The organism is Blautia massiliensis (ex Durand et al. 2017), from assembly GCF_001487165.1.
Taxonomy (GTDB): Bacteria; Bacillota; Clostridia; order Lachnospirales; family Lachnospiraceae; genus Blautia_A; species Blautia_A fusiformis.
Genome location: NZ_LN913006.1, coordinates 3101405 through 3125528, shown reverse-complemented (window position 1 = coordinate 3125528; position 24124 = coordinate 3101405). Strand labels below are relative to the sequence as shown.

The following is a 24124-nucleotide window of genomic DNA, read 5'->3' as shown; positions in this document are numbered from 1 at the left end:
TGTCAAGATAGTTTTCTATGATTCTGCTTATTGAACAAGTTTGCAGCTTTGTTTTTATGCACATTCCATAATTATCGGTAAACGGAATAGTCAAGCGAATATTCGCAATACGCTTCGCTACTTGCTCATGACCGAATAACTCCTTCGTGGTTTATCGGTTAAAAAACGAAGCCTGCGAATTCAGCATTTCTGTACTCATATGCTGAATCCACAGGCTCCTTATACGTTTTTATAAATAGTTTTATAAAAGTATGATATTCCTTTCCGGCAGGTTTGTAAAGGCTTTTATCAATACCAGCGTGTCATCGGCAGATCATTATTCACACCCTTGGTCATAAGAATCTGGTGAAGATCGATAATTCCGTTGTGGAAGGTTGCCGCACATGCTGACAGGTACAGATCCCACATACGCAGGAACTCTTCGTCAAACATAGTCTTTTCTTTTTCAATATTGTCCCGGAAATTCTTTTCCCAGTGAAGCAATGTCTTATTGTAATGCAGACGGAGATTTTCGATATCCAGGGTATGGAAATTGTCCTCTGCCATATGGTTCAGGATCTCACGTAAGCTCGGAACAGTTCCGCCCGGGAAAATGTATTTCTTGACCCACGGATCACCCGGATGCTCCTTCAGAGCACTGATAAAGTGAAGCAGAAACAGTCCGCCCGGCTTCAGGACCTTTTCTACGCAGTCAAGAAACAGCTGATAATTATCACGTCCAACATGCTCCAGCATACCGACACTGACAACACGGTCAAACTGATACTCCTTCTTCGGCAGATCACGGTAATCCATCAGCTCTACCGTAAGATAATCTTCCAGCCCCTGATCCTTGATCCGTCTCTGAAATTCTGCATACTGTTCATGACTTAAGGTGATACCGGTACCATGAACCTTATATTTCTTAGCTGCCTCGATCAGCAGAAAACCCCAGCCGCAGCCGATATCCAAAAGACTCATACCCTCTTCCAGATGTAATTTTTTAAGGATATAATCAACTTTATTTACCTGTGCCTGATACAACGTATCATCCTCATGGATAAAATACCCGCAGGAATAACTCATAGTCTCATCCAGCCAAAGTTTATAAAAGTCATTTCCAATATCATAATGGCTGGTCACTTCCTTTTCCTGGTTCTTCTTTGATGTTGAACTGAACATGATCTTTTTCAGAGCAGATTCATTGGTAGAAAATTTTCCCATCTGACCCAGAAAATGATCCAGCGCTTCATAAAGATTTCCCTCGATATCCAAATCCCCACGCATATACGCCTCACCCAGTGCAAGGGATGTGCTCTTCATCAGATCCGCCAGAGGAATCGCTTTCTTAAAATTCACCGTAAATGTAGGTTCACCCTCTCCGATGTGATACTCGGAATTCTTGAACTTTACCAGAAATGGATAATCTGTAAAGCGTTCAAGGAACTGCACCATTGCTTTCTCTTCCGTCTTCTCCTGTAATGTCTCAAACATAATAGTCTACCTCCTTTAACACAGCACTATGATACACCCGGAGGAAGGCTTTATGTCAAGGGAGATATACAACAAAATTTTATCAATAAAATGAGAATATTTGGTAAAACTCTTCCTTATAATTATTTATAGTTATCCAAATTAACTCGATATTTAAAGTCCACATTTAACCCAGCCCTCAAAAGCACTGACATTTTCAAAACATAATCGTTAATTATATATCATTTCCCGGTAATCATCTTTGTATTTTACGCATTTTTTATTGCTTTATATACAATTCAGACTTATAATAAAAGATACAAAAAAAGAGCGAAAACCATATAAAAATCCAACACTGGAGGGAACCTTATGAACGAAGAACTTTTTAATGAAGCATCAAAATCCAACATCCTGTCAAAACAGCTGGTCGATCAACTTCAGGAAAGCATGACCTACAGCAGCATCTCCTTCATCAACTGGACCATCGAAGTCCTCAAGCTCCTGAAAGCCCGCATCGAACGCGGCGACAAGATCAAAGATGAGACCACCGGCGTGATCTACGATCTCTACACCTTCCGCCAATTTGTAGAAACCAACTTCTCCACCTACATCACCGGCCAGGTCTTCAACACCTCCATCCGGTCCCAGAAAATCTACTTCACCCTGGAAGCCTGCCCAGGCGGCTACAACCTCCTCATGGCAGACTCCGGCAACGAAAAAACCTACCGCTGGATCTCCAGCTTAAGCAAACGCTTCTCCCTGGTAGAAATGATCGCCACCGGAATCGTCTACGTCAAAGACAACCGGACCGACACCTACCAGCCATTTATTTCCGAAAACGGCAAATACTGCAAATACAACAAAGACCTGGGAAAACTCACAGAACTCTGATCAAAACGGGGAATCCGCAACCGCAGATTCCCCGTTTTTCTCATCCATCCAGCGCAGCGCTAATGACCCATTCCCCTCTTCAAGCCACAGGGAATCTCAGCCTTTCCTCCCAGCCATCCAGCGCAGCGCCGATGGCTCATTCAACTCCCGTCATACCACAAGGAATCTCAGCCTTTCCTCCCAGCCGTCCAGCGCAGCGCTGACGGCTCATCCAACTCCCGTCATACCACCCCACTAGCAACACTCCCCACGAGATTTAACACGTCTCACGGCCAATGCACAGCCAGTGAGGGGCTTCTTTCCAGACTGACTCTGCAGGAGGGGAGCTGATTCTTAGGTGGCGGAAATCTGCGTTGCTTCAAAAAATCTCGCTGTTTGAGCGGCTTCAGACGCGAGTTCGAGATTTTTTGAAGCGCTTTTAGCAGAATTCCGGCACCTTAGAAGCCAGCCCCCGACGAAGCCCCAGCCTGGAAAGAAGCCCCTCACTGGCGTCCCCTTCCGCCATATAACTACCTCCGTTTAAATCTCCCCAAGAAATCCAAACACCTCCTCATCCTCAAGAAAATGCATCAGCATATAAGCACACATGATCGCAACCCTCTCCTCCTTCAGGATCCTCCTGACCTCATCCCGGTCCGCGATCACAACCTCGATCTCCTCACTATCCTCCTGAGCAGCCTTACTAACCTCACCACTGGCATACCCATAAACCGTAGCACAGGATTCATCCGTCATCCCAATCGTCGTAAAATAAGGCTTCTCAAAAGCCTCCGCAACCTTGATCGGCTCCAGCTTCAACCCGGTCTCCTCAAACATCTCCCGCACAGCACCCTCATGGAAATCCTCCCCAGGCTCCACAAGCCCCGCCGGAAACTCATAAATATACCCGCCGATCGTATACCGATACTGACGGATCAGCACAACCTTATCCCGCTTCTCTCCATAAACACTGTAAATGATCACCCCATCCGGATGATTCTCCCCTGTAGAAAGCTTCATATCCTCCACACTCTTCGCCCTGGAGGCCACAAAATAAGAAACCGGCGTATCATGTACACTGGTCGCATCCACTCCATAAAGATTCACGAACTTATTATCTGTAAGTTTTTTCACACTATTGATCTTACCCATCTGAAAAACTCCTTCCCGAAAATTTTTTCTAAAAACATTTTATCCCATCCAAAACCAAAGGTCAATTTTTTATACTTACACTCCCTTCACAATAGTGCTATAATAAATACTCTGCTATAAAATTAAAAATCCACTTATCACATTACCAAACAGCTACTGCAGACAAGAAAGAAGGAAAAAACATTGAAAAACCAGACCAATGCTGCCCAGGCCGAAAACCCTCTGGGAACCGTCCCTGTAGGCAGCCTGATCGCCAAATTCGCCATTCCCGCCATCATCAGCATGCTGGTCAGCGCTCTGTACAATATCGTTGACCAGATCTTTATCGGCCAGGGCGTAGGAATGCTTGGAAACGCCGCCACAAACATCGCATTTCCCGTAACCATTATCTCTACTGCTGCTGCATTGCTCCTGGGAATCGGCAGCGCCTCCAATTACAACCTGGAAATGGGCGCAGGAAACGAAAAAAAAGCCAGCTCCATTGCAGGAACCGGACTCTCCGCGCTGATAATCTCCGGTACGATACTCTCTGTCATCGTCCTTCTGTTCCTGAAGCCACTGCTTCATTTTTTCGGCGGAACACCGGACGTCATGCCCTATGCCATTGATTACATGGGGATCACCGCCATTGGACTTCCCTTTTATGTTTTAAGCACAGGCGGCAACCACCTGATCCGAGCAGACAGGAGTCCTACCTATTCCATGACCTGCATCCTGGCCGGTGCCGCCATCAACACCATCCTGGACCCGCTTTTCATCTTTGGATTCGGCTGGGGCATCAAAGGTGCAGCCTGGGCAACCGTGATCGGCCAGATTGTATCCGGACTTCTGATCATCTTTTATTTTTCCAGACTCCGAAAAATGTACCTGGACCACTCCATGCTGATTCCTAAGGCACGCAATCTGTCTGCCATTTTTTCTCTGGGAATGGCATCCTGTATCAATCAGGTTGCCATTGCTGCAGTGCAGATCGTCATGAACAATACACTTCGCCATTACGGAGCACTCTCCGCCTACGGGAGTGATATTCCGATCGCCTGTGCAGGGATCATTTCCAAAGTCAATCAGGTATTTATGGCCATCTGCATCGGAATCTCCCAGGGCTCCCAGCCCATCTGGGGATTTAACTACGGTGCCGAAAAATACAGCCGTGTACGCCAGACATACCGCTATTCCGTAACCTTATGTACTGTGATCGCAACCATATTTTTTATCTGCTTCCAGTTCTTCCCGCATCAGATCGTAGGCATCTTCGGAAACGGCAGCGACCTGTACTTTCATTTTGCAGAAAAATATCTCCGCATCTTCATGCTGATGACCTTTGCCAACGGGATCCAGCCTATGTCCGCCGGCTTTTTTACCTCCATTGGAAAAGCCCGGCTTGGTGTGATCATGTCCCTCACAAGGCAGGTGCTCTTCCTGCTGCCGCTGATCGTCATCTTCCCGGTCTTCTTCGGAATCGATGGCGTCATGTACGCAGGACCAATTGCAGATACCTCTGCATTTGTGCTGGCCGTTGTTTTTGCCAGACGTGAGCTTGGAGTCATGAAAGCTGCAGAACAAAACGCCTGACATAAAAAATGCCATGTAATTTACTGCCCATCGGCAATATATTACATGGCATTTCTCACATTCTCAGATATTTATCTGAAACCACCAATTTCTGATCTTTTCTTCATCCTCCGGCAGCTGCTTATGATCAGTCACCCTTCAGTACAACACGGATCTTCTTATAAATTACAAATACGATCAGAGATGTCAGTGCATATTTAAAGATATTAAACGGAGCAATGATCAGCAGTGCAAAGGTAAGCAGTCCGTTTACGGAGCTGTGTACTGCGCTTCCCATCTGGATAAAGGTCTCGATTGGCATTCCAAACGCCTTACCGTAAGCCGGAAGCAGCACAAAGGCATTGACAAAGCATGCAAGGATCGCTGTCAGGACTGTTCCTGCTGCCATACCTGCAACTGCATGTACTCTGCTCTTTTTGTGACGGAAACGGTAGATCAAGCCGGCCGGCACCACATAGGCACATCCAAACAGGAAATTGGCAACATCACCAACACCGGCAGTCATGGTTCCCTTCGTCACAAGATGTACGAGAATCTTCACAAGTTCGATCAGGATACCTGCCACAGGTCCCATAGCGAAGGTTCCTACCATAACCGGTACCTCGGAAAAATCAAGCTGATAAAAAGACGGTGCAAGAAACGGGATCGGAAACTCAAGATTCATTAATACTCCTGCCACAGCACCAAGCATGGCTACCTGCGCGATGGTCCTTGTTCTGCTTCTTTCCACGGCATTTCCTCTCTGTAATATCTGTTCACTCATAACTCTCTCTCCTTCTTCAGAAATATTCAAAGAAAATTTCCACAAGAAATCTTTATGCGAAAAAAATTTCTATTTCTTCACATAAAAAGCCCCGGGAGCTTCTTCCCGGGGCACTGAGCACGTTCTTTAAATACTGCGCGTTCTTCTCTCATCCAGACTTTACTGTCGGTTCCGGAATTTCACCAGATCAGCCGCCAAAGCGGGTCGCGGACTATACCGCCGGTAGGGAATCACACCCTGCCCCGAAGAAATTTTCTTTTTTATGAGTTCATTATAACGCGCTCTTTTTATAATTACAAGGCTTAATTCTGTCACAGAAGCATTCTGCTCCATTTATATAAATCTAAGATCCACTCCTTTATGATCAAACCCAGATTTTCTTTACCGTACTCCAGCTACTGTAAAGAACCTTTTTTCCGACTCTTTTATATGACCGGATGCGGACATAATAGGTCTTTTTGTTTTTCAGTCCTGATATCTTATATCTGGTCGCAGACTGTTTTCCAACTGTGACCGTTTTTCTTTCTTTTGTAAATCTGCTGTCTGCTGCATACTGGATCTGATAGCCGGTTGCCTGTATATTTTTTTTCCAGCTTGCAGTAAAGGATCTGTTTGCTTTTTTCAGTCCTGTCAGCAGAGTTTTTGGAGGCAGGATCTTAAAGGTAAGCGTTTTGTTGATACGACTGTATTTTCCGATTCCTCTGACCTGCACAGTTCCAATTCCGGAATTTTTATTATTTTTGTAATACAGCTTATAAGCACTCGCCCCGATCTTCTTTCCATTTACAGTTACGGTTACTGATGGCCGGATGGTTTTTCCCGTATAAGTGTAAGAGGTTCTGTTTAGCTTAACATTGCTGACAAACTTTTCTGTCTTTTTTATGATCTTGAAATGAATGGTTGCGGTACCTTTATAATAACCGGTACCATAAATGGTTACCGTTGCAACACCCGGATACTGATTATCCTCGTAGTACATATAATAATCTTCGCCGGCTTTCAATCCGGGGATTACGATGGCAGGTGTGAGTTCTTTTCCTGTATATGTCTGATCAGCTATTGGATCCGCAGCCGGTAGTTTTCCGTAAATAGTAAAATATAATGTTTCCGATCCTTTATAATTGCCGATTCCCGTGAGCTCTGCACGAGCTTCACCAGGCTTTTCATTATTAACATAGGTTACCGTATAATCTTTTCCCTGTACCAGTCCGTCAATTACCACTTCCGGTTCCACTTTTTTTCCTTTAAAGGTGGTTTCCAGGTATGTTTCATTATTTTCCGCAAAATAGCACACATACATTCCATTTTCATCTGGCGTAATCTTGAAACTCCGCTCTACTGTACCGCAGAAAATATCTTTTCCCGTGATCTTTACAGTCGCAGTTCCTGCATTGATGTTATTTTCATAAGTTACTTCATAATCGAAGCCCTGCTCAAGTTCCGGTGCGGATTCACTGGATTCTATTTCGGGTTCATGGCTTTTTCCATTATATTCATAGTCTGAAGTGATCTGTTCAAACCATTCATTCTGAAGCGGTATCCGGTTGTCTGCTGACAGCTCCACAAACGTGCAGCCACGGTCCTCTGCGTATTTCTGAAGTGTGGAATCCTTTTTTCCCGCGATCAGTGCTGAATCCCTGAACGCATCATCCGCCCAGACAGTATCTGTGCTCAGTACTCTTATCCTGCACCCGGAAGACAGACGAAGTCCATTTTTCCCAACTGATTTTACAGATGCGGGAATTATAATATCACGGATCCCTGAACTGCTCTGGAATGCATATTCACCGATTTCTTCCAAGCCTTCGTTCAGGACAGCTTTCGTAAGCGACGAACAGTTTCCGAAAGCACCTTCTCCAAGGCTTCTGACACTTCCCGGTACTGTTATGGAAGAAACATTTACACAGTAATAAAAAGCATAGTCTCCCACGCTTACAGTTCCATCCGGGATCTGGTAATCTCCGGAACGTCCGGACGGAAACACGATCAGTTTTGTGCCATCCTTGCTGAATACCACTCCGTCTTTTTCAGAAAAATACGGATTTTCCGGATCTACTTTAATTTCTGTCAGACTGGACTCAGACAAGCCCTCCACAAAAGCAGCCAGCCCTATAGATGACACATTTGGGGGAATCGTAACAGATTTCAATTTCTCACAGTTGTAAAAAGCATTCTTTTCGATGGTTGTAAGCGAATCCGGCAAAGTAACAGACTCTATATCAGAAGCCTGGGTGCAATACTGGAAGGTACTGTTTCCAAGAACCGTTACTTTTCTTCCGTCAATAGTATCCGGAACTACGATATTTGTATCCGTTCCTTCATACTGATACAGCCTGAGTGTTCCATCATTCAGAATCTTATAAGAATAGTCATAGTCCATTTTGGACAATTCATAATGTCTGGGGGCATTTCCCGTATATCCGCAGTCAACCAGATATCTTTCTCCGTCAATTATGACTACAGAGTTCCTGTGACCGCTTCCCGCCCCCGGATCATTTGCCGCATACCTTGCATACACGGTCAGTCCCAGTTTTTCGCACATATAGTTCACTGCGCTGGTATTGGCCCAGCAGTCTCCGCCGCCATCCAGCATCAGGCCTGTATAACCGGAATGATACTGACTGTAATTGAAGTTGTTGGCAAGCCATCTGGCGATCGTCTCAACCTTTTTATAATCGGACATTTCCGCAGTAATATTTTCTTTGAGGAATGTATCCATTTTTTGTTCTGCGTAATACTCCGCATAATCTTTGAGTATGAATTTATAATAAACGGTACTGTTTCCATCCTGTACAGAGATCAGGGTCTCTCCAAACATGTATTCCCACTGGCTCTTTACGTCATTTCCGTTTTTGTCTACATAGGTTACATACTGCATTTTAGGAGTAACAAGACCGGTTTCGCTGACTTTCGCAGTATAACCGGAAACAACCGTATATACCGGATTTTTGCCGGATGTCTGGATCTGATAAGATGTCTGCATGGTATCCGGCATGGAGATCACACTGCTGTAAGTATCATTCATCGCATACAGATATATTTCTGTGCTCTCTACATCTGTTTCTTTTTCGGAAGTGCCTGCTGCCGGAATATCATCTGTGAATATATCTTCCTGCTGCTCCTGGTTTTCTCCGTCACCAAAAATTTCTTCCGGTGCCGCAGCCTCCTCTGTATCCTCTGTTCCTTCTGCTTTTCTGATGACCGCCGAAGGTTCTTCCAGAATTAATCCTTCATCAGAATCCTGTTGTATTTCCTCACTCTCTGAGCTTTCAGCTTCATCCGTTTCCGTTCCGATATCTGATCCCGGAAACTCTTCTTCTGTAATCTGATCTGTGCTCACGGCAGTATCTTCTTCCGTGATCTGATCTGTGTTTACGGTATTTTCTGATTCCTCAGAATTCCCGTCATCTGTAAAAGTATCAATGGTGTCTGTCATATCCGTCTGTGCATCTGTAAAATCTTCGGCCGCCACCGGTCCACATGGAACAACAGACATACATAATGACAGACCAAATGCTATCAATTTTTTCGGAAATTTCATTTCGTACCTTTCCTTCCTTTTTATGTAAACCGTTTATATGTAAGTTCTGTTTTTATTATAACGCGGCCCTGTCTTTTCGCAAGCTGCAATAATGTCCCCTACTCTGCAAAAAACCGCTGTGATCTTCATTTTAGATCACAGCGGTTTATGTTTTATTATCGGAACATCAGACTTTCCACAATTTCAGCATTACTGTTCTTTCCATATCCGCATTCGATCAACCAGTTTTCTGGCTGGATACTGCCAACACCACGTTCTACTGTGATGCTGCATGCTCATATGCATTCTGTATTCTTACAGAATATCGATATGCTCTCCTGCAAGTGCCTTGTTCATGCTTCGTACTGCGCAGAATTTACCACACATGGAGCAGGTATCCTCATGCTCCGGTTTGCGCTCGTTCCAGATACGTTTTGCTGTTTCCGGATCCATGGCGCATTCCCACTGTGCCTCCCAGTCAAGCTTTCTTCTGGCATCTGCCATCTTGTCATCGATCTCACGGGCACCGCGGACACCTTTGGCAATGTCTGCTGCATGAGCTGCGATCTTAGATGCCATGATTCCCTGTTTTACGTCCTCAAGATTCGGAAGTGCAAGGTGCTCGGCCGGTGTTACATAGCAGAGGAATGCTGCTCCGGACATAGCAGCTACTGCTCCGCCGATCGCGGATGTGATGTGGTCATATCCCGGTGCAACGTCAGTTACGATAGGTCCTAATACATAGAACGGTGCACCCTGACAGATGGACTGCTGTACTTTCATATTTGCCTCAACCTGATCAAGCGGCACATGTCCCGGTCCCTCAACCATAACCTGAACGTCCTTTTCCCATGCACGTTTGGTCAGCTCGCCAAGACGTACAAGCTCCTCGATCTGGCATACGTCTGTTGCGTCAGCCAGACATCCCGGACGGCAGGCATCTCCAAGGGAGATGGTCACATCATACTCGCGGCAGATATCCAGGATCTCGTCGTAGTATTCATAGAACGGATTCTCCTCACCGGTCATGCACATCCATGCAAATACAAGAGATCCTCCTCTGGAAACGATATTCATTTTTCTCTTGTGGTTACGGATCTGGTCGATGGTCTTTCTTGTGATTCCGCAGTGAAGAGTTACGAAGTCAACACCATCCTGTGCATGGAGTCTTACTACATCGATAAAATCTTTAGCTGTCAGCGTATCAAGATCTCTCTGATAGTGGATAACGGAATCATAAACCGGAACGGTTCCGATCATTGCCGGACACTCGGATGTAAGCTTGCGTCGGAACGGAATGGTATTTCCGTGGGAAGAAAGATCCATGATAGCATGGGCGCCCATGTTTACAGCTTCCATTACTTTCTGCATCTCTACATCGTAGTCCTTGCAGTCTCTGGATACACCAAGGTTTACATTGATCTTGGTGCGGAGCATGGAACCTACGCCCTCCGGATCGATACATTTGTGATTTTTATTTGCACAGATCGCCACCTTACCGGAGGCTACCAGCGGAAGCAGTTCCTCTGTTGTCATGCGTTCCTTCTTAGCTACGATCTCAAGCTCAGGTGTGATGATGCCTTTACGGGCTGCCTCCATCTGTGTACTGTAATTTCTCATGTAAAAAAAATCTCCTTCCATAAATTCTTTGTGTTTATACAACAAAAAACCGGCTGCTGCAACGCATACGCATCACGGCAACCGGCTCTTACTCTTACGTACTTAATGAAAATCTTCTGTACTTCTGATCTCTTCTGTACTCTCTGATCTTCTGTGTCTTTAAGAATCCTTCGTGCATATGTCCCTACGTTGGCATTATCCAAATCAGGTTATGGGTCAAGACATTTACAGTCTACTCTCAGCTCGCTTCAGCGGGCCCCCCTGTTTTCATATGTTGGGGACGTTTGTTCGTCCATGTGGTTATTATAGTATACCGGCTAAAATTTGTAAACCACAATTCTGCATTTTATGACTTTTTCTTTCGACATAATCTGCCATTTTATCTCTCAAACTCCCCCGGATCTTTCTTTACAGACATTCTTCCACAGCTTTTCTGTTCCCCGTCAGGAGGATATCCGCAATCCGCATTCACTGCTTATTGCTTTTCGCAATTACAGCAGTCGATTTCCCTGATCCGGTCAATCTCTGCAAGGTTTTCTGCACCTGCACGGCGGATCCCCGCAAAAATGGAACCCGCAATATTGTGCCATACACTGAAGATCGCGCCCGGAAGTGTTGCAAGCGGATTGGCTGCAAAATTAGCTGCTGCCAGTGAGACAGCAAGGCCACTGTTCTGCATGCCTACCTCTATAGCTATAGCAGTTGTTCTGGAATACTCCACATGGAAGATTTTTGCAGCCAGAAATCCCAGCATCATACCACAGAAATTGTGGATCGCCACTACTCCAAGCACCAGAACTCCACAGCTTACGATCTTCTCTGCATTTACAGCTACAATTCCTCCGATGATCATAACAATAGCTACAACCGACACCAGCGGCATAACATCGGATACCTTATCCACATGCTCTCCCGCAAGACTCCGAAGAAAAACTCCCAGGAGAACCGGGATCAGAATTACCTTTACCACAGAAAGCACCATGGCCCAGAAGGATACTTCCACCCAGGCTCCTGCCAGAACATATACAAGAAACGGTGTCATCAACGGTGCTGCCAGTGTGGAAACTATAGTCATTCCCACAGAAAGCGCCACATCACCTCCTGCGATATAGGTGATCACATTGCTGGCTGTTCCGCCCGGACAGCATCCCACCAGGATCACTCCCAGTGCCAGATCTGCCGGAAGGTTCATCACTTTACACAGAAGCCAGGCGATCAACGGCATAATGGTATACTGAGCCACTGCACCGATCACCACTTCTTTGGGTCTGGAAAAAATTGCCCGGAAGTCATCCAGCTTTATGGTCAGGCCCATACCAAACATGATCACTCCCAGAAATACAGACGTATAGTTCGTCATCCAAGAAAATCCGTCACGCCAGAAAAAAGCCAGGCAGGAAAAAGCGATGATAATGATCCCGATATATCTGGATGCAAGGCTGCTGATAATTCCGATTTTCTTTAAAACTTTTCCCATACATTATACCTCGTAGCTGAAGTTGTCGATCAGTCTTGTTTTTCCGATGTAAACAGCCATTGCTACAAGAACGCTGCGGTCAGCTTTTTCCACCGGCTGCATGGTAAGTGCATCTACCATGGATACATAATCAATCTTTGCCAGAGGCTCTGCTTCGATCACTGCTCGCATTTTTCCGAGAAGCTCTTCTGCCGGGATTCCTGCGTGAATGGCTTCCTGTCCGGCTTTTACTGCCTTTGACAGGCAAAGAGCTGCTTTTCTCTCTTCAGGGCTTAAGTAGGTATTTCTGGAGGATTTTGCAAGTCCGTCCTCCTCACGGATGATCGGACAGCCTACGATCTCAATATCGAAGTTCAGATCACTCACCATCTTGCGGATGATGGCCAGCTGCTGTGCGTCTTTCTGTCCGAAATATGCTCTGTCCGGTGCCACAATATGGAACAGTTTGGTCACAACGGTACACACACCTTTGAAATGGATCGGACGTGTTTTTCCGCAAAGTGTCTCTGACAGAGTATCTATACTTACAAATGCGTGGGGATCATGATACATCTCGGAAGGCTCCGGGCAGAAGATCAAGTCTGCTCCCAGGCTTTCGCAGAGTTTGCTGTCACGCTCAAAGTCTCTCGGGTAGGCTTCCAGGTCCTCGGTAGGACCGAACTGTGTAGGATTGACGAAATCGGATACCACTACGATATCATTCTGCTCTCTGCATTTTTTGATCAGGCTTGCGTGTCCCTCATGGAGAAATCCCATGGTTGGCACAAGGCCTACTGTTTTTCCTTTTTTTTTCCACGCTTTGATCTGTTTTCTTGTTTCTTCTACTGTTTTTGTTACCTGCATTGTGCTCTCCTCTTTTCCGGTTCCGGAACCGGTTTTCTTAATAGATTTGAGATAGCCTCTTTTCTGAATTCACCTTCGTCTTATTATCTTCCTGATCTGCGTCAGGCCATATCCTTCAGCAGTCCGTGTTTCTCATAATTGGTCACTCTGCTGATCCTGTTCTCTTCATCTACAAATACAACTGCAGGCTTGTGAGTACGGGCTTCTTCCTGCTCGTACTGTGCGTAAGCCATAATGATGATCTTGTCACCGGTGCTTACACATCTTGCTGCTGCTCCGTTCAGGCAGATCATACCGCTTCCGCGTTCTCCGCAAATGGTGTATGTCTCGAAACGGCTGCCGTTGTTCACATCTACGATCTGAACCTTCTCATATTCCAGTATCCCGGCAGCTTCCAGCAGTTCCTCATCCACAGTGATACTTCCTACATAATCCAGTTCCGCCTGGACAACGGTTGCTCTGTGGATCTTTCCTTTTAACATCTCTATTGTCATCTTATATAAGTCCTTTCCTGCAGGGAATAATTTTCAAGTGGATAAAAGCATCCGCTTCTGTATTTAATAAAAAAGCGTCTCGGGGTACACTTCGACCCTGAAACGCTTCTGATTGATTCCCTGTATATTGAGTCCTGTTTTTTATACACGAAAAGCATGCTCTTCAACAGTTGCTCAAAATTCCCATAACTGTTGTAACGCCTTCGTTATCATCGATACAGGCTCGTATCTTTTATAATTTTCATATATCCGTCCGTTCCCGATCCCGGGTTCCGGTGGCTATTTTTATATAAGATTCCAGTGATTTCAGCCAGAGTATAGTTTTGAGTCCAAATACTATCTCTGTGGGGTATTATTGCACCCCGACACTGGTTTGTCAATAATTTTCATACTCTCTACTATCGTGAATGCCAGTAACAATCCCAAAACCCGTTACTTTCACCAAAAAAGCCCTCCCACACAGCAATTTCTCTGCCATGTGAAAGGGCTTTATCTTTCTTCCTTTATGCATATTATTTATGAATATGCACATCCAGCTGCTTATAAGGAATCTCAATTCCATAATAATCAAAATCTTCCTTGATCCTCTGGTTCAATCTCCATCTGGCTGCCCAGTAGCGGTCGGTATCTACCCAGACACGAAAGCCCATGATCACAGAGCTTTCTGCCAGCTCATCTACGAATACCACCATCTCTTCGTCTTCTCTTGTATCCGGATCTTCGGTGAGGATATCTTCCAGGATATCCTTGGCCTTCTGGATATCTGCATTATAAGAGATCCCCACTTTGATCTCCAGCCTTCGCTGATCCCTTGCTGTTACGTTGGTGATGGTCGCATTGGAAAGAGTACCGTTGGGGATCACGATGTGCTTGTTATCAATGGATAACAGCGTTGTATAACAAATCTCGACCTTGGCTACCGTTCCCTCGCTTCCGTCCTGTCCGTTAACGATGATGTAATCCCCTACCTGGAACGGCTTGAACAGAAGAAGCATCATACCTCCTGCCAAGTTGGCAAGTCCACCCTGGAGGGCAAGACCCATAGTAACACCTGCAGTTCCAAGAAGTGCTGCCAGAGATGATTCCTTTACTCCAAAGCTTGTGGATATATTAAAGATCAGGAGTATGTAAAGTATGATCTTGACCAGAGAGGACATAAACTGTGCCACTCCTGTATCCAGCCTGGATTTTGTCAGTGATTTCCTCACAAACTTTACGATCCATTTAATTACCGTGCTTCCTACCCAGAAAGCAACGATAGCCAGAACAACCTTGATTCCGAATTTTGTGATGTCCGGCAGGTAATTTTCAAACATCTGCCTGTACTGGCTTACCTGATTTCCGACCTCCTGCACGGTCTGTACAGTACTATCCAAATATAATCCCTCCTGTCTGATCGATTATTCGATATACATATGCGGATCGATCTATGAGCTTCAAAGCTTATTTCTGATATAAGCATTTCCTATAATCCGCATCTGATAATATAATAATATAGCAGTGGTTTTTCCCTGTAAACCTGATTTCTCCGGTTCTATAAAGTATAGGGTATAAACCACTGCTGTATTTCTGTTATAGCTTTATTGTATATCGGTCCGGTAATCCGCCGCAGAATGCTGCAGAATATACTTGCCTGCTTCTCTTTACTCAGTTTTTCTCTTTATTTACTGATTCCCTTCATGGAAAGGCTGATCCGTTTTTTCTTCATATCAACACCAAGAACACGGACATCCACGATATCTCCCACACTGACTGCTTCCAGCGGATGTTTGATGAATTTCTCGCTCATCTCGGAAATATGGACCAGGCCATCCTGATGCACACCGATATCCACAAAAGCACCGAAGTCAATGACATTGCGGACAGTTCCCTTAAGAACCATGCCCTCTTTCAGATCCTTCATATCCAGGACATCGGTACGGAGGATCGGTTTCGGCATCTCGTCACGTGGATCTCTGGCAGGTTTTTCCAGTTCCTTTACGATATCACGTAAGGTTGGCTCTCCGATCTCCAGCTCCTTTGCCAGTTTTCCGTAATCGCGGATCTTCCCGGAAATACCGGTAAGCTTACGCTCTGCCACATCTTCCGGTGTGTAGCCCAGCTTTTCCAGGAGTTTTTTTGCTGCGTCATAGCTTTCCGGATGGACACTGGTTGCGTCCAGAGGATTTTTGCCTCCTGTGATCCGTGTGAAACCTGCACACTGCTCAAAGGCTTTCGGACCAAGCTTGGCAACCTTAAGAAGCTCTCTTCTTGTCTGGAAACGGCCGTTTTCCTCACGGTAGGCTACAATATTCTTTGCGATGGCCTTGCTGATTCCGGAAATATACTCCAGAAGGGATGCAGACGCAGTATTCAGATCCACTCCGACCTTGTTTACACAATCTTCCACAACGCCGTTAAGGGCTTCTCCCAGCTTTTTCTGGTTCATATCATGCTGATACTGACCGACACCGATGGATTTCGGATCAATCTTTACAAGCTCTGCAAGCGGATCCTGTACACGTCTTGCGATGGATGCGGCGCTTCTCTGTCCAACATCGAAATTCGGGAATTCTTCCGTAGCAAGCTTGCTTGCGGAATATACAGAAGCACCTGCCTCGTTGGTGATAACATACTGGACCTTTTCAGGGATTTCCTTAAGAAGCTCCACGATGATCTGCTCGGATTCTCTGGATGCCGTTCCGTTTCCTACAGAGATCAGTGTCACATGATATTTGCTGATAAGCTTTTTCAGGGTTTCCTTTGCGGCACGGATCTTGGTCTCATTGGTTGGTGCTGTGGGATAAATAACTGTGGTATCCAGAACCTTTCCGGTAGGATCTACCACTGCCAGCTTGCATCCGGTACGGAAGGCAGGGTCCCAGCCAAGAACTACCTGTCCTGCAATTGGAGGCTGCATGAGAAGCTGCTCCAGATTTTTGCCAAAGACATGGATGGCACCGTCCTCTGCTGCCTCTGTAAGGGCGCTTCGGATCTCACGCTCAATAGCCGGTCCGATGAGACGTTTATAGCTGTCCTCAATGGCTTCTTTCAGAACAGGTGTAGTGTATGGATTATCGCGGACGATCACCTGTTTTTCAAGATAACGGATGATCTCTTCCTCAGGTGCAAGGATCTTCACAGTAAGGAATTTCTCTTTCTCACCACGGTTCAGAGCAAGGACACGATGACCTGCAAGCTTTTTCACCGGCTCCTCAAAGTCATAATACATCTCGTATACAGACTGCTCCTTCTCATCTCTTGCGGTGGAACATATAGTTCCCTTATCCATTGTTCTCTTACGGATACTGATACGATAATCTGCTTCATCAGAAATGTGTTCTGCAATGATATCTCTGGCACCGCTGATGGCCTCTTCCACAGTTTTGACTTCTTTTTCCTCAGAAAGAAATGCTTTTGCCTCTTCTTCAAGAGGTTTCTTCGTCATCTGGAGAAGGATGATGTCGGCCAGAGGTCCCAGACCTTTTTCCCTGGCGATGATGGCACGTGTACGGCGCTTCGGGCGGTACGGACGGTAAAGATCCTCTACCACAACGAGTGTCTGCGCTGCCTCGATCTGTTTCTTCAGCTCCGGAGTCAGCTTGCCCTGCTCCTCGATGCTGCCCAGAACCTGAGCCTTTTTATCCTCAAGATTTCTTAAATAAGTAAGTCTCTCATTAAGATTACGAAGCTGTTCATCGTTCAGTGTACCGGTTGCTTCCTTACGGTATCTGGAAATAAAAGGAATGGTGCAGCCTTCATCGATCAGCTTAACCGCTGCCTCGACCTGCCATTTCTCAACGTTCAATTCTCTGGTAATTACCTGAATAATATCCATTTTTATCTTTCTCCCGTTGTTTCAAATTTGCCTGAGGCTGCTTTTTCCTCTTTACACAGCTTCTGACATTTATCAAAGATCAATCTGTGCGATCACGTCCTTCAGAGCATTGGCGCTCGCATGAAGCTTCTCTGTCTCCTCCTCGGTCAGCGGAACACGAACGATACGTTTTACACCTTCCGGTCCGATAGAAGCCATGGTACTAAGACATACGTCTTCAACACCGTACTCTCCGTGAAGCATGGTTGATACACTGACTATTGTATCAGATGCTGCAAGAAGAAGCGAGCAAAGTCTGCAAACAGATACGGCTACCGCATAAAATGTAGCACCCTTCTTGGCGATCACAGTTGATCCTGAAGTATGAACATACTCCAGAACCTCTTCTCTGTCAAGTGGCTGCAGATCTTTCTGATCCTCATGAACGATCTTGTCAAACTCATCAAGGGTCGCACCTGCAACAAAGGCTCTGGACCACGGTACAAAGGAAGTATCTCCATGCTCTCCGAATACATAGGCGTGGATGTTTTTCTCAGATACACCGTAGTGCTGAGAAAGTCTGCAGCGGAGACGGGCCGTATCCAGGGCGGTTCCGGAACCAAGGATCTGATTTTCCGGCAGTCCGGAAAGCTTTGCAAATGCATAAGTCATAATATCACATGGATTACTTACGATAATATAAAGCGCTTTGGGAGCCACCTTTACGATCTCCGGAGTAATACTCTTCATAATGTTGACGTTGGTCTGTGTCAGCTCGATGCGAGTCTGTCCCGGTTTTCTGGCAATACCGGAAGTGATGATCACAATGTCAGAATCTACAGCATCCGGGTAATCTCCTGCCACGATGGAGATCGGCTCACGGAAACTGGTTCCCTGCTCAATATCCATAACCTCACCTTCAGCCTTATCTTTGTTAATATCGATCAGAACAATCTCTGATGCAATACTCCTCTGTGATAAGGTATAAGCGATAGTTGCTCCTACACTTCCTGCTCCGATGATCGTAATTTTACTGCTCATATTTGTTCTCCTTTCAGCGTTGTTTGTCATTTTAATAACAACTTTAATTACACACATTCAAACATAACATAAAACATTGCCCTGTGCAATAAAAATTTTATTGTATTTCTCAGGTTAATTCCCGCTAATTTGCATTTCAAATTATTTAAACCGATTATATTTTCTGATATTTTCCATATTATTCTGTATACATTCCTGTTATTTTTTTATCGATTTATAGAAGCAATTTCAGAAACCTAGCAAAAAACCTCTGAACTTCAAAAAAAATCAAGAAGTCCAGAGGTTTCTTTCACCTCTTATTATTGGCTTAGATTCAGATGTTTATAGCTGCTCCAACGTTCACCCGGTTAATTCTTTGCCTGGGCAAGGGCTTTTTGTGCAGCGTCCAGGATCCCTTCGGAAGAATATGTGGCTCCGCTGACAGTATCGATTCCATCCGCCGACTGGTTTGCCATGATCTGAGAATAGATCGTGCTCCATGCAGGATCAAAAAATTCCGGTGTATCCTGATTTGTCTGCTCAATGGATACGATCTGGCCTCCTGAGATCGTAATTGTCAGATATGTTTTTCCTCCATATCCAAAAGCCGAGCCTGTATACGTTCCATCTCTGTACATTCCCACCGGTTCCGGTGCTTCCGTTGGCTCCGGTGTTGCATCCGGCTCATCTGTCCCTGGTGTTGGAGTTACATTGGGTTTTTCAGGAACCGGCGTCACATCCGGGTCGTCCGGCTCCGGCGTCGGGGTTGCTGCCGGCGTCTCTGTTGGCTTCGGTGTGGCTGTTGGTTTCGGCGTTGCCGTAGGTTTCGGTGTGGCTGTTGGCTTTGGTGTCGGTTTCTTTGTCGGAGTTGGTGTCGGTTTCTTTCCATACTCCGGATTGATCGCTTCTTTAAGAGCTTTTTTTACAGCGTTGAGAATTCCGTTGGAGGAATAGGTTGCTCCGCTGACTGCATCAATATCATCTACAGAATCCGTACCAATGATCTGTTCCTCCAGCACGCTCCATGCTTTTTCAAAAAACTGCTCCGTGTCCGTATTTTCCTGTTTCAGGGCTTCGATCACTCCATCCTTGATGGTCACAGTTACCTTCACGTCTCCATTGAAGCCCTTTGCCGAAGCTGTATATTTACCGTCCAGATATTTTTTCGGACTGTCCGGATCTTCCGGTTTCTTTGTAGGAGATGGTTTTTTTGTAGGTGACGGAGCTGATGTCGGAGTTGGTAAAGCAGTTGCTGCAGGTGTAGGGGTGACCTGCTGGCTGTTTCCATCTGCCGCTGCCTGGGAGAGGGCATTCTGAACTGCCTGGATGATTCCGTTGGAGGAATAGGTTGCTCCACTTACTGCATCTACATTCGGTGTATTTCCGGCGATCATCCTGCTGATCACACCCTGAGCTGACGCAAAATACGACGCAGTTTCTCCAGATGCCTCCAGAATATCTATGGCCGCAATCTTTCCACCGCTGATTGTTACTCTCACGCGAATTGTCCCGCCAAATCCGGTTCCGCTTCCTTCATACGTACCGTCCTTATATCCATCTGCCGGAACGCTTGCTACCGGTGTCTGCGTGGTTCCCTGTCCTGCGGCGCTGGCATTGCTTTTTGCAGATTCGGAAACCGTTCTTGTACCTGAGCTTTTTTTCGCTGCTGTTTTTTTTGCACTTTTTTTCGATGAGCTTTTCTTTTTTGTTGTACTGTTTTTCTCAGCTGTGGCAGTTGTGCTGTCAGAAACAGTATTTTCTTTTTCATACCCGAGATATTTTTCCAGCTCTGAAGCGGACATTACGGTCGTCTCTGCCTGCCCGACTGCTTCTGTCTCTCCATCAGAGCCCTTCGCCTTTATGCCTGAAAACACAAGCGCCGCAATCACAGCAGCTGCAGGGACCAGCTTGGTCCAGGGTATCTTCGGAGTATTTTTTTCCTCCTGCTTTTTATCTTTCAGATCTTTTTCCATGCTTCCTTACTCTCTCCTCTTTTCTTGCGGCCTCTGTCAGACATTGCTCTTCAGAAATCAGCAGACCTCTGCCGCAGACATTGCTCTATGTCTGCGGCAGAGGCTCCCGGATATCTGTGATCACATTCGGTTCAACAGTGAAATTATTTAACTGTTACCACAAATTTCTTTGTAATTCCGTTGCATTTCACTGTGATCGTTGCTTTACCTTTTTTGATTCCCTTTACAACACCCTTGCTGTTTACAGCTGCAACTTTTTTATTGCTGCTTGTATATGTAACCTTGCCTGCAGGTGCTGCTTTGGATCTGATGGTTGTTGTTTTACCTTTTTTGATCGTTGCAGAAGATTTTACAAGACTGAATGCAGGATTCTTGACAACTACTTTGCAGGTTGTCTTCAGGGCTCCTGCCTTTGCTGTAATCGTAACGGTTCCTGCTTTAATTCCTTTTACAACACCTGTTTTACTGTTTACGGTTGCAACCTTTGTGTTGCTGCTTGTGTATTTTACAGTTGCAGATGGTGTTGCAGTTGCTTTTACAGTTGCTGTTTTTCCTTTGTAGATCGTTACGGAAGCCTTTGCGAATTTAATTGTAGAAGCTTTTACTGTTACCTTGCAGGTTGCTGTGGCATTTCCGACCTTTGCTGTGATAACTGCTGTTCCGGCTTTTACGCCTTTAACAACACCCTTGCTGCTTACTGTTGCAACCTTTGTGTTGCCGGACTTAAATGTCACTGTTGCATCGCTGTCATTTGTTGTTGCCTTAAGAGTCGTTGTTTTTCCTGTATATACAGCTGCTGCTGTCTTATCAAATGTAACTGTTACCTTCTGAAGCTCTTTCTCTGCTCCCTGAAGATGTTCAAGTGCTTCATTTACCTCAGCCTGACTTGCATCTGTTTTTGCAAGAATGTCTTCTGCTTCCTGAAGCTCACCGGCAAAGGACTTCCAGGTTGCAATTGTGTAATCTGCCTCTGCCAGAGCCTTTGCAGCTTCCACTTCTGTTTTAAGACTTGTAAAATCAGTCGGCTCCATTGTAGGATTTACGATATTCTCTGCAGTTGCCTGGAAGCTGTAGGTATAGTCATTATATCCAAGAGCATACACTGTCAGTTTCCAGTATCCTGTTCCGTCTGTTCCTCCCGGAAGCTTGCAGCGTGCAGATTTTGTAAGTCCAAGCTGGATTCCCATTGCTTTATGCATCCAGTTATCTGCGGCAAACTTGGTTCCATAAGAAGCGAGGCATTTTGTATATGTGGAATCATCTCCATAATAATCCCAGCGTACAGCCTGCATATTTGCACCAAGATCGCCATAATTTCCATTGAGATCCACACGGAGGAATTCGCCGTAGCTTCCGCTTGCTGCTTTTACACTCGGCTTGATCTCTGTTGCTGTTTTTAACGCCTGATCCTTGATACCGGAAGCTGTTCCGTCTGATTTTCTTGCTGTAAATGTAAAGCCGTCACCATTTTTCTCCGCATATTTCAGACCATTTGTCTGTGCATTTACGTCTGCCACAAGGCCTTTATAATACTGGAGATTGTTTTCACTGTATCCTCCGGAGAGCACAGCTCCATCCTGTACGACATTATACTTTTTGCAGAAATCTGCAAAATCTGCGGTCTTAACTGCTACCGGAACATATTTCAGACCATATATCTCATAATGATCCATCGTATAGGTTTTTCCATCTTCTGTTGTTATACTGCCTCTGTTCCATTTTACCTTGGAACCGTCTGTAAGATAAAGTGTGCTTCCTTTATCCTCCCAGTAGGATACGTCGAATCTGGTTCCGTCTTCAGCAATGATCGTAGCTTCTGTCTGATAGCTTCCTCTGTGGAGTCCATGATTTGCAGTCGCTCTTGTTACTGTATCAAAAGCTCCTGTATCAAACTCACTATGTGAATCCTTCTCTTCTGAAGAGCTTGTATCTCCAGCTGCATATACGCCTTCTGCTGCCCAGTACTCACCCCAGGTAAGTCCTGCATATACGTACTGATACTCGCCTGTCAGCTGGTCAGAATCGGAAAATGCTTCCGCCACTTCATCGCCTTCTGTGAAATCCTCTTCCCCTGTAGAGAACGGGTCTGCTTCCTCTGCTGTATCTTCCTGCTGGATATCCTCTGTCTCGTCTGCAACAGCTTCTGGCACTGCTGCATCCTCTGCTGCTTCTTCTGTTATGTCTGCAGCATCCTCTATAGCTTCTTCTGCTACAGCTTCAGTATCCTCTGTGCTAAAATCCTCCGTATCTCCTGTCTCTGCCTCGGAAACCACGGCTGCATCAAGATCAGATGCCATTACAGCGGTCGGAAAGGTTGTTGCTGCCACTGCAAGACTTAAAATGCATGGAGCTGTTTTTTTCAATAGATTCCACTTCTGCATTGCTTATTCCTCCTAAAAATATGATATATTTATAGAACCCTTTCCAGGTTTACTATCGCAAGTACTGCGGATATGAGCATTCCCCTCTGCCAAACAGTCATAAACCGGATTGCCGGGAGATCAGCTTCACTCTGCAATACCCTCCACACTATAGGAATCCGCAAGCAGGCTGAACCGCTCCTTCATCCCCTCAGTGAGATACACATGATGGTCTTCATCCACAAAAAGTCCGTCTACACCGTAAGCTTTCAACAGCTGTGTCCCTTTTTCCACCCCCAGCACAAAACATGCTGTGGAAAGCGCATCTGCCTCCAGACCTGAGTCACAGACTACCGTTACCCCGGTCACTCCGCTTTCTGCCGGATAGCCGGTAGACGGGTCCATAATGTGGTGATACCTTACACCATTTTCGATAAAATATTTCTCATAATCTCCGGATGTGGAAAGAAATTCTGTACCATTTAAGGCAACCACACCAAGATAGTCATCCTCATTTTCAGCTCTGGGATCTGTCACTGCCACATTCCAGGAAGAACCATCCGGCTTGCTTCCGTAGGTCATGACACTGCTTCCTCCCAGATTCATAAGTGCTGCTATTACATCCTTCTTTGTTTCCAGTTCTTTAAGGATCAGGTCACAGCCAATACCCTTTCCCGCTGCTCCAAGATCCAGAGAACAGCCCTCCTCCATGTGGACCGTATTTCCGTCAAGAAAAATCTTCTGATATCCGGAATCCTTCAGAACATTCTTAATTTCTGCTTCTTCCGGAATTTTCTGGTTTTCCCCTCCAATATCCCACAGGCGGATCAGCTTCCCGATGGTTGGATCAAAGGCTCCGTCAGAATCCTCTGCGATCTTCAGAAGACGTTTCAAATATCCGGAAAGCTCGTCGGAAATCTCCGTATCTTTTCCGCTGTCTGCATTCACCTTATAGATCTGGGACTTCTCATTGGTCCAGGAAAGAAGGTTCGTCTCCACATCTGTCAGCACAGCTGTCAGCTTACTGTTTATATCGTCACCTGTGGTATAGAGTGTTTCTGATACCACAGTATCCATTGCAAAATCTGTATCGGTATATGTCTGTACATCATTTTCCGAAGCAGCCATGCACAGCACAGGAAACAACACCGCAATTCCTGTAAATGTAGCTGCTGCCAGAAAAGTTTTCTTTTTCAGAGCCTGATATCTCAT

At 45.6% G+C, this 24124-nt stretch carries 16 protein-coding genes and 2 riboswitches; of the genes, 2 read left to right on the top strand and 14 right to left on the bottom strand.

Annotation, left to right across the window (positions count from 1 at the left end; translation table 11 throughout):
- Positions 1-288: 288 nt before the first annotated feature.
- On the bottom strand, positions 289-1473 hold the full coding sequence (locus BN3261_RS15280) for an SAM-dependent methyltransferase (protein WP_015526215.1): 1185 nt from the start codon (positions 1471-1473) through the stop codon (positions 289-291).
- Between the two features lie 348 nt (positions 1474-1821).
- Between BN3261_RS15280 and BN3261_RS15275 the strand changes: the two genes are divergently transcribed.
- Positions 1822-2343 (top strand): hypothetical protein, encoded by a 522-nt coding sequence (locus tag BN3261_RS15275; protein WP_021652735.1) that lies wholly within the window; start codon positions 1822-1824, stop codon positions 2341-2343.
- 519 nt (positions 2344-2862) lie between these two features.
- Here BN3261_RS15275 and BN3261_RS15270 read toward each other — a convergent pair.
- Entirely contained in the window at positions 2863-3474 is a 612-nt protein-coding gene (locus BN3261_RS15270; RefSeq protein WP_015526218.1) for an NUDIX hydrolase, read from the bottom strand.
- Positions 3475-3657: 183 nt separating this feature from the next.
- Here BN3261_RS15270 and BN3261_RS15265 point away from each other — a divergent pair, with 183 nt between their 5' ends.
- Positions 3658-5046 (top strand): MATE family efflux transporter, encoded by a 1389-nt coding sequence (locus BN3261_RS15265; RefSeq protein WP_059086705.1) that lies wholly within the window; start codon positions 3658-3660, stop codon positions 5044-5046.
- Positions 5047-5173: 127 nt separating this feature from the next.
- Here BN3261_RS15265 and BN3261_RS15260 read toward each other — a convergent pair whose 3' ends face one another.
- The 12 genes from BN3261_RS15260 to BN3261_RS15205 form a co-directional block, all read right to left on the bottom strand.
- Positions 5174-5809, bottom strand: coding sequence for an ECF transporter S component (locus BN3261_RS15260; RefSeq protein ID WP_022426189.1), 636 nt, complete (start codon positions 5807-5809; stop codon positions 5174-5176).
- Positions 5810-5945: 136 nt separating this feature from the next.
- Positions 5946-6063, bottom strand: a riboswitch (FMN riboswitch).
- A 110-nt stretch (positions 6064-6173) separates the two neighbouring features.
- Positions 6174-9350 (bottom strand): fibronectin type III domain-containing protein, encoded by a 3177-nt coding sequence (locus BN3261_RS15255; protein WP_059086704.1) that lies wholly within the window; start codon positions 9348-9350, stop codon positions 6174-6176.
- 294 nt (positions 9351-9644) lie between these two features.
- On the bottom strand, positions 9645-10949 hold the full coding sequence (gene thiC, locus BN3261_RS15250; RefSeq protein ID WP_059086703.1) for a phosphomethylpyrimidine synthase ThiC: 1305 nt from the start codon (positions 10947-10949) through the stop codon (positions 9645-9647).
- A gap of 164 nt (positions 10950-11113) precedes the next feature.
- Positions 11114-11222: riboswitch (TPP riboswitch) on the bottom strand.
- Between the two features lie 202 nt (positions 11223-11424).
- Complete coding sequence (locus BN3261_RS15245) at positions 11425-12426, bottom strand: bile acid:sodium symporter family protein (RefSeq protein WP_059086702.1); 1002 nt, start codon at positions 12424-12426, stop codon at positions 11425-11427.
- A 3-nt stretch (positions 12427-12429) separates the two neighbouring features.
- Positions 12430-13269 (bottom strand): pantoate--beta-alanine ligase, encoded by an 840-nt coding sequence (panC, locus tag BN3261_RS15240; RefSeq protein WP_059086701.1) that lies wholly within the window; start codon positions 13267-13269, stop codon positions 12430-12432.
- A 101-nt stretch (positions 13270-13370) separates the two neighbouring features.
- The gene (panD, locus tag BN3261_RS15235) at positions 13371-13763 is read right to left on the bottom strand and encodes an aspartate 1-decarboxylase (protein WP_015526224.1); all 393 of its coding nucleotides are present in this window, start codon (positions 13761-13763) and stop codon (positions 13371-13373) included.
- Positions 13764-14275: 512 nt separating this feature from the next.
- The gene (locus tag BN3261_RS15230; protein ID WP_320442566.1) at positions 14276-15139 is read right to left on the bottom strand and encodes a mechanosensitive ion channel family protein; all 864 of its coding nucleotides are present in this window, start codon (positions 15137-15139) and stop codon (positions 14276-14278) included.
- A 284-nt stretch (positions 15140-15423) separates the two neighbouring features.
- Positions 15424-17580: a Tex family protein gene (locus BN3261_RS15225; RefSeq protein ID WP_059086699.1), complete on the bottom strand. Its 2157-nt coding sequence runs from the start codon at positions 17578-17580 to the stop codon at positions 15424-15426.
- A 72-nt stretch (positions 17581-17652) separates the two neighbouring features.
- Positions 17653-18600, bottom strand: a complete 948-nt coding sequence (locus BN3261_RS15220) for an L-lactate dehydrogenase (RefSeq protein WP_015526226.1) — start codon at positions 18598-18600, stop codon at positions 17653-17655.
- A gap of 347 nt (positions 18601-18947) precedes the next feature.
- Complete coding sequence (locus BN3261_RS15215) at positions 18948-20552, bottom strand: FMN-binding protein (RefSeq protein ID WP_059086698.1); 1605 nt, start codon at positions 20550-20552, stop codon at positions 18948-18950.
- Between the two features lie 143 nt (positions 20553-20695).
- The gene (locus tag BN3261_RS15210; RefSeq protein WP_092069790.1) at positions 20696-22933 is read right to left on the bottom strand and encodes a penicillin-binding Tp47 domain A-containing protein; all 2238 of its coding nucleotides are present in this window, start codon (positions 22931-22933) and stop codon (positions 20696-20698) included.
- Positions 22934-23059: 126 nt separating this feature from the next.
- Positions 23060-24124, bottom strand: coding sequence for an FAD:protein FMN transferase (locus tag BN3261_RS15205; protein ID WP_059086697.1), 1065 nt, complete (start codon positions 24122-24124; stop codon positions 23060-23062).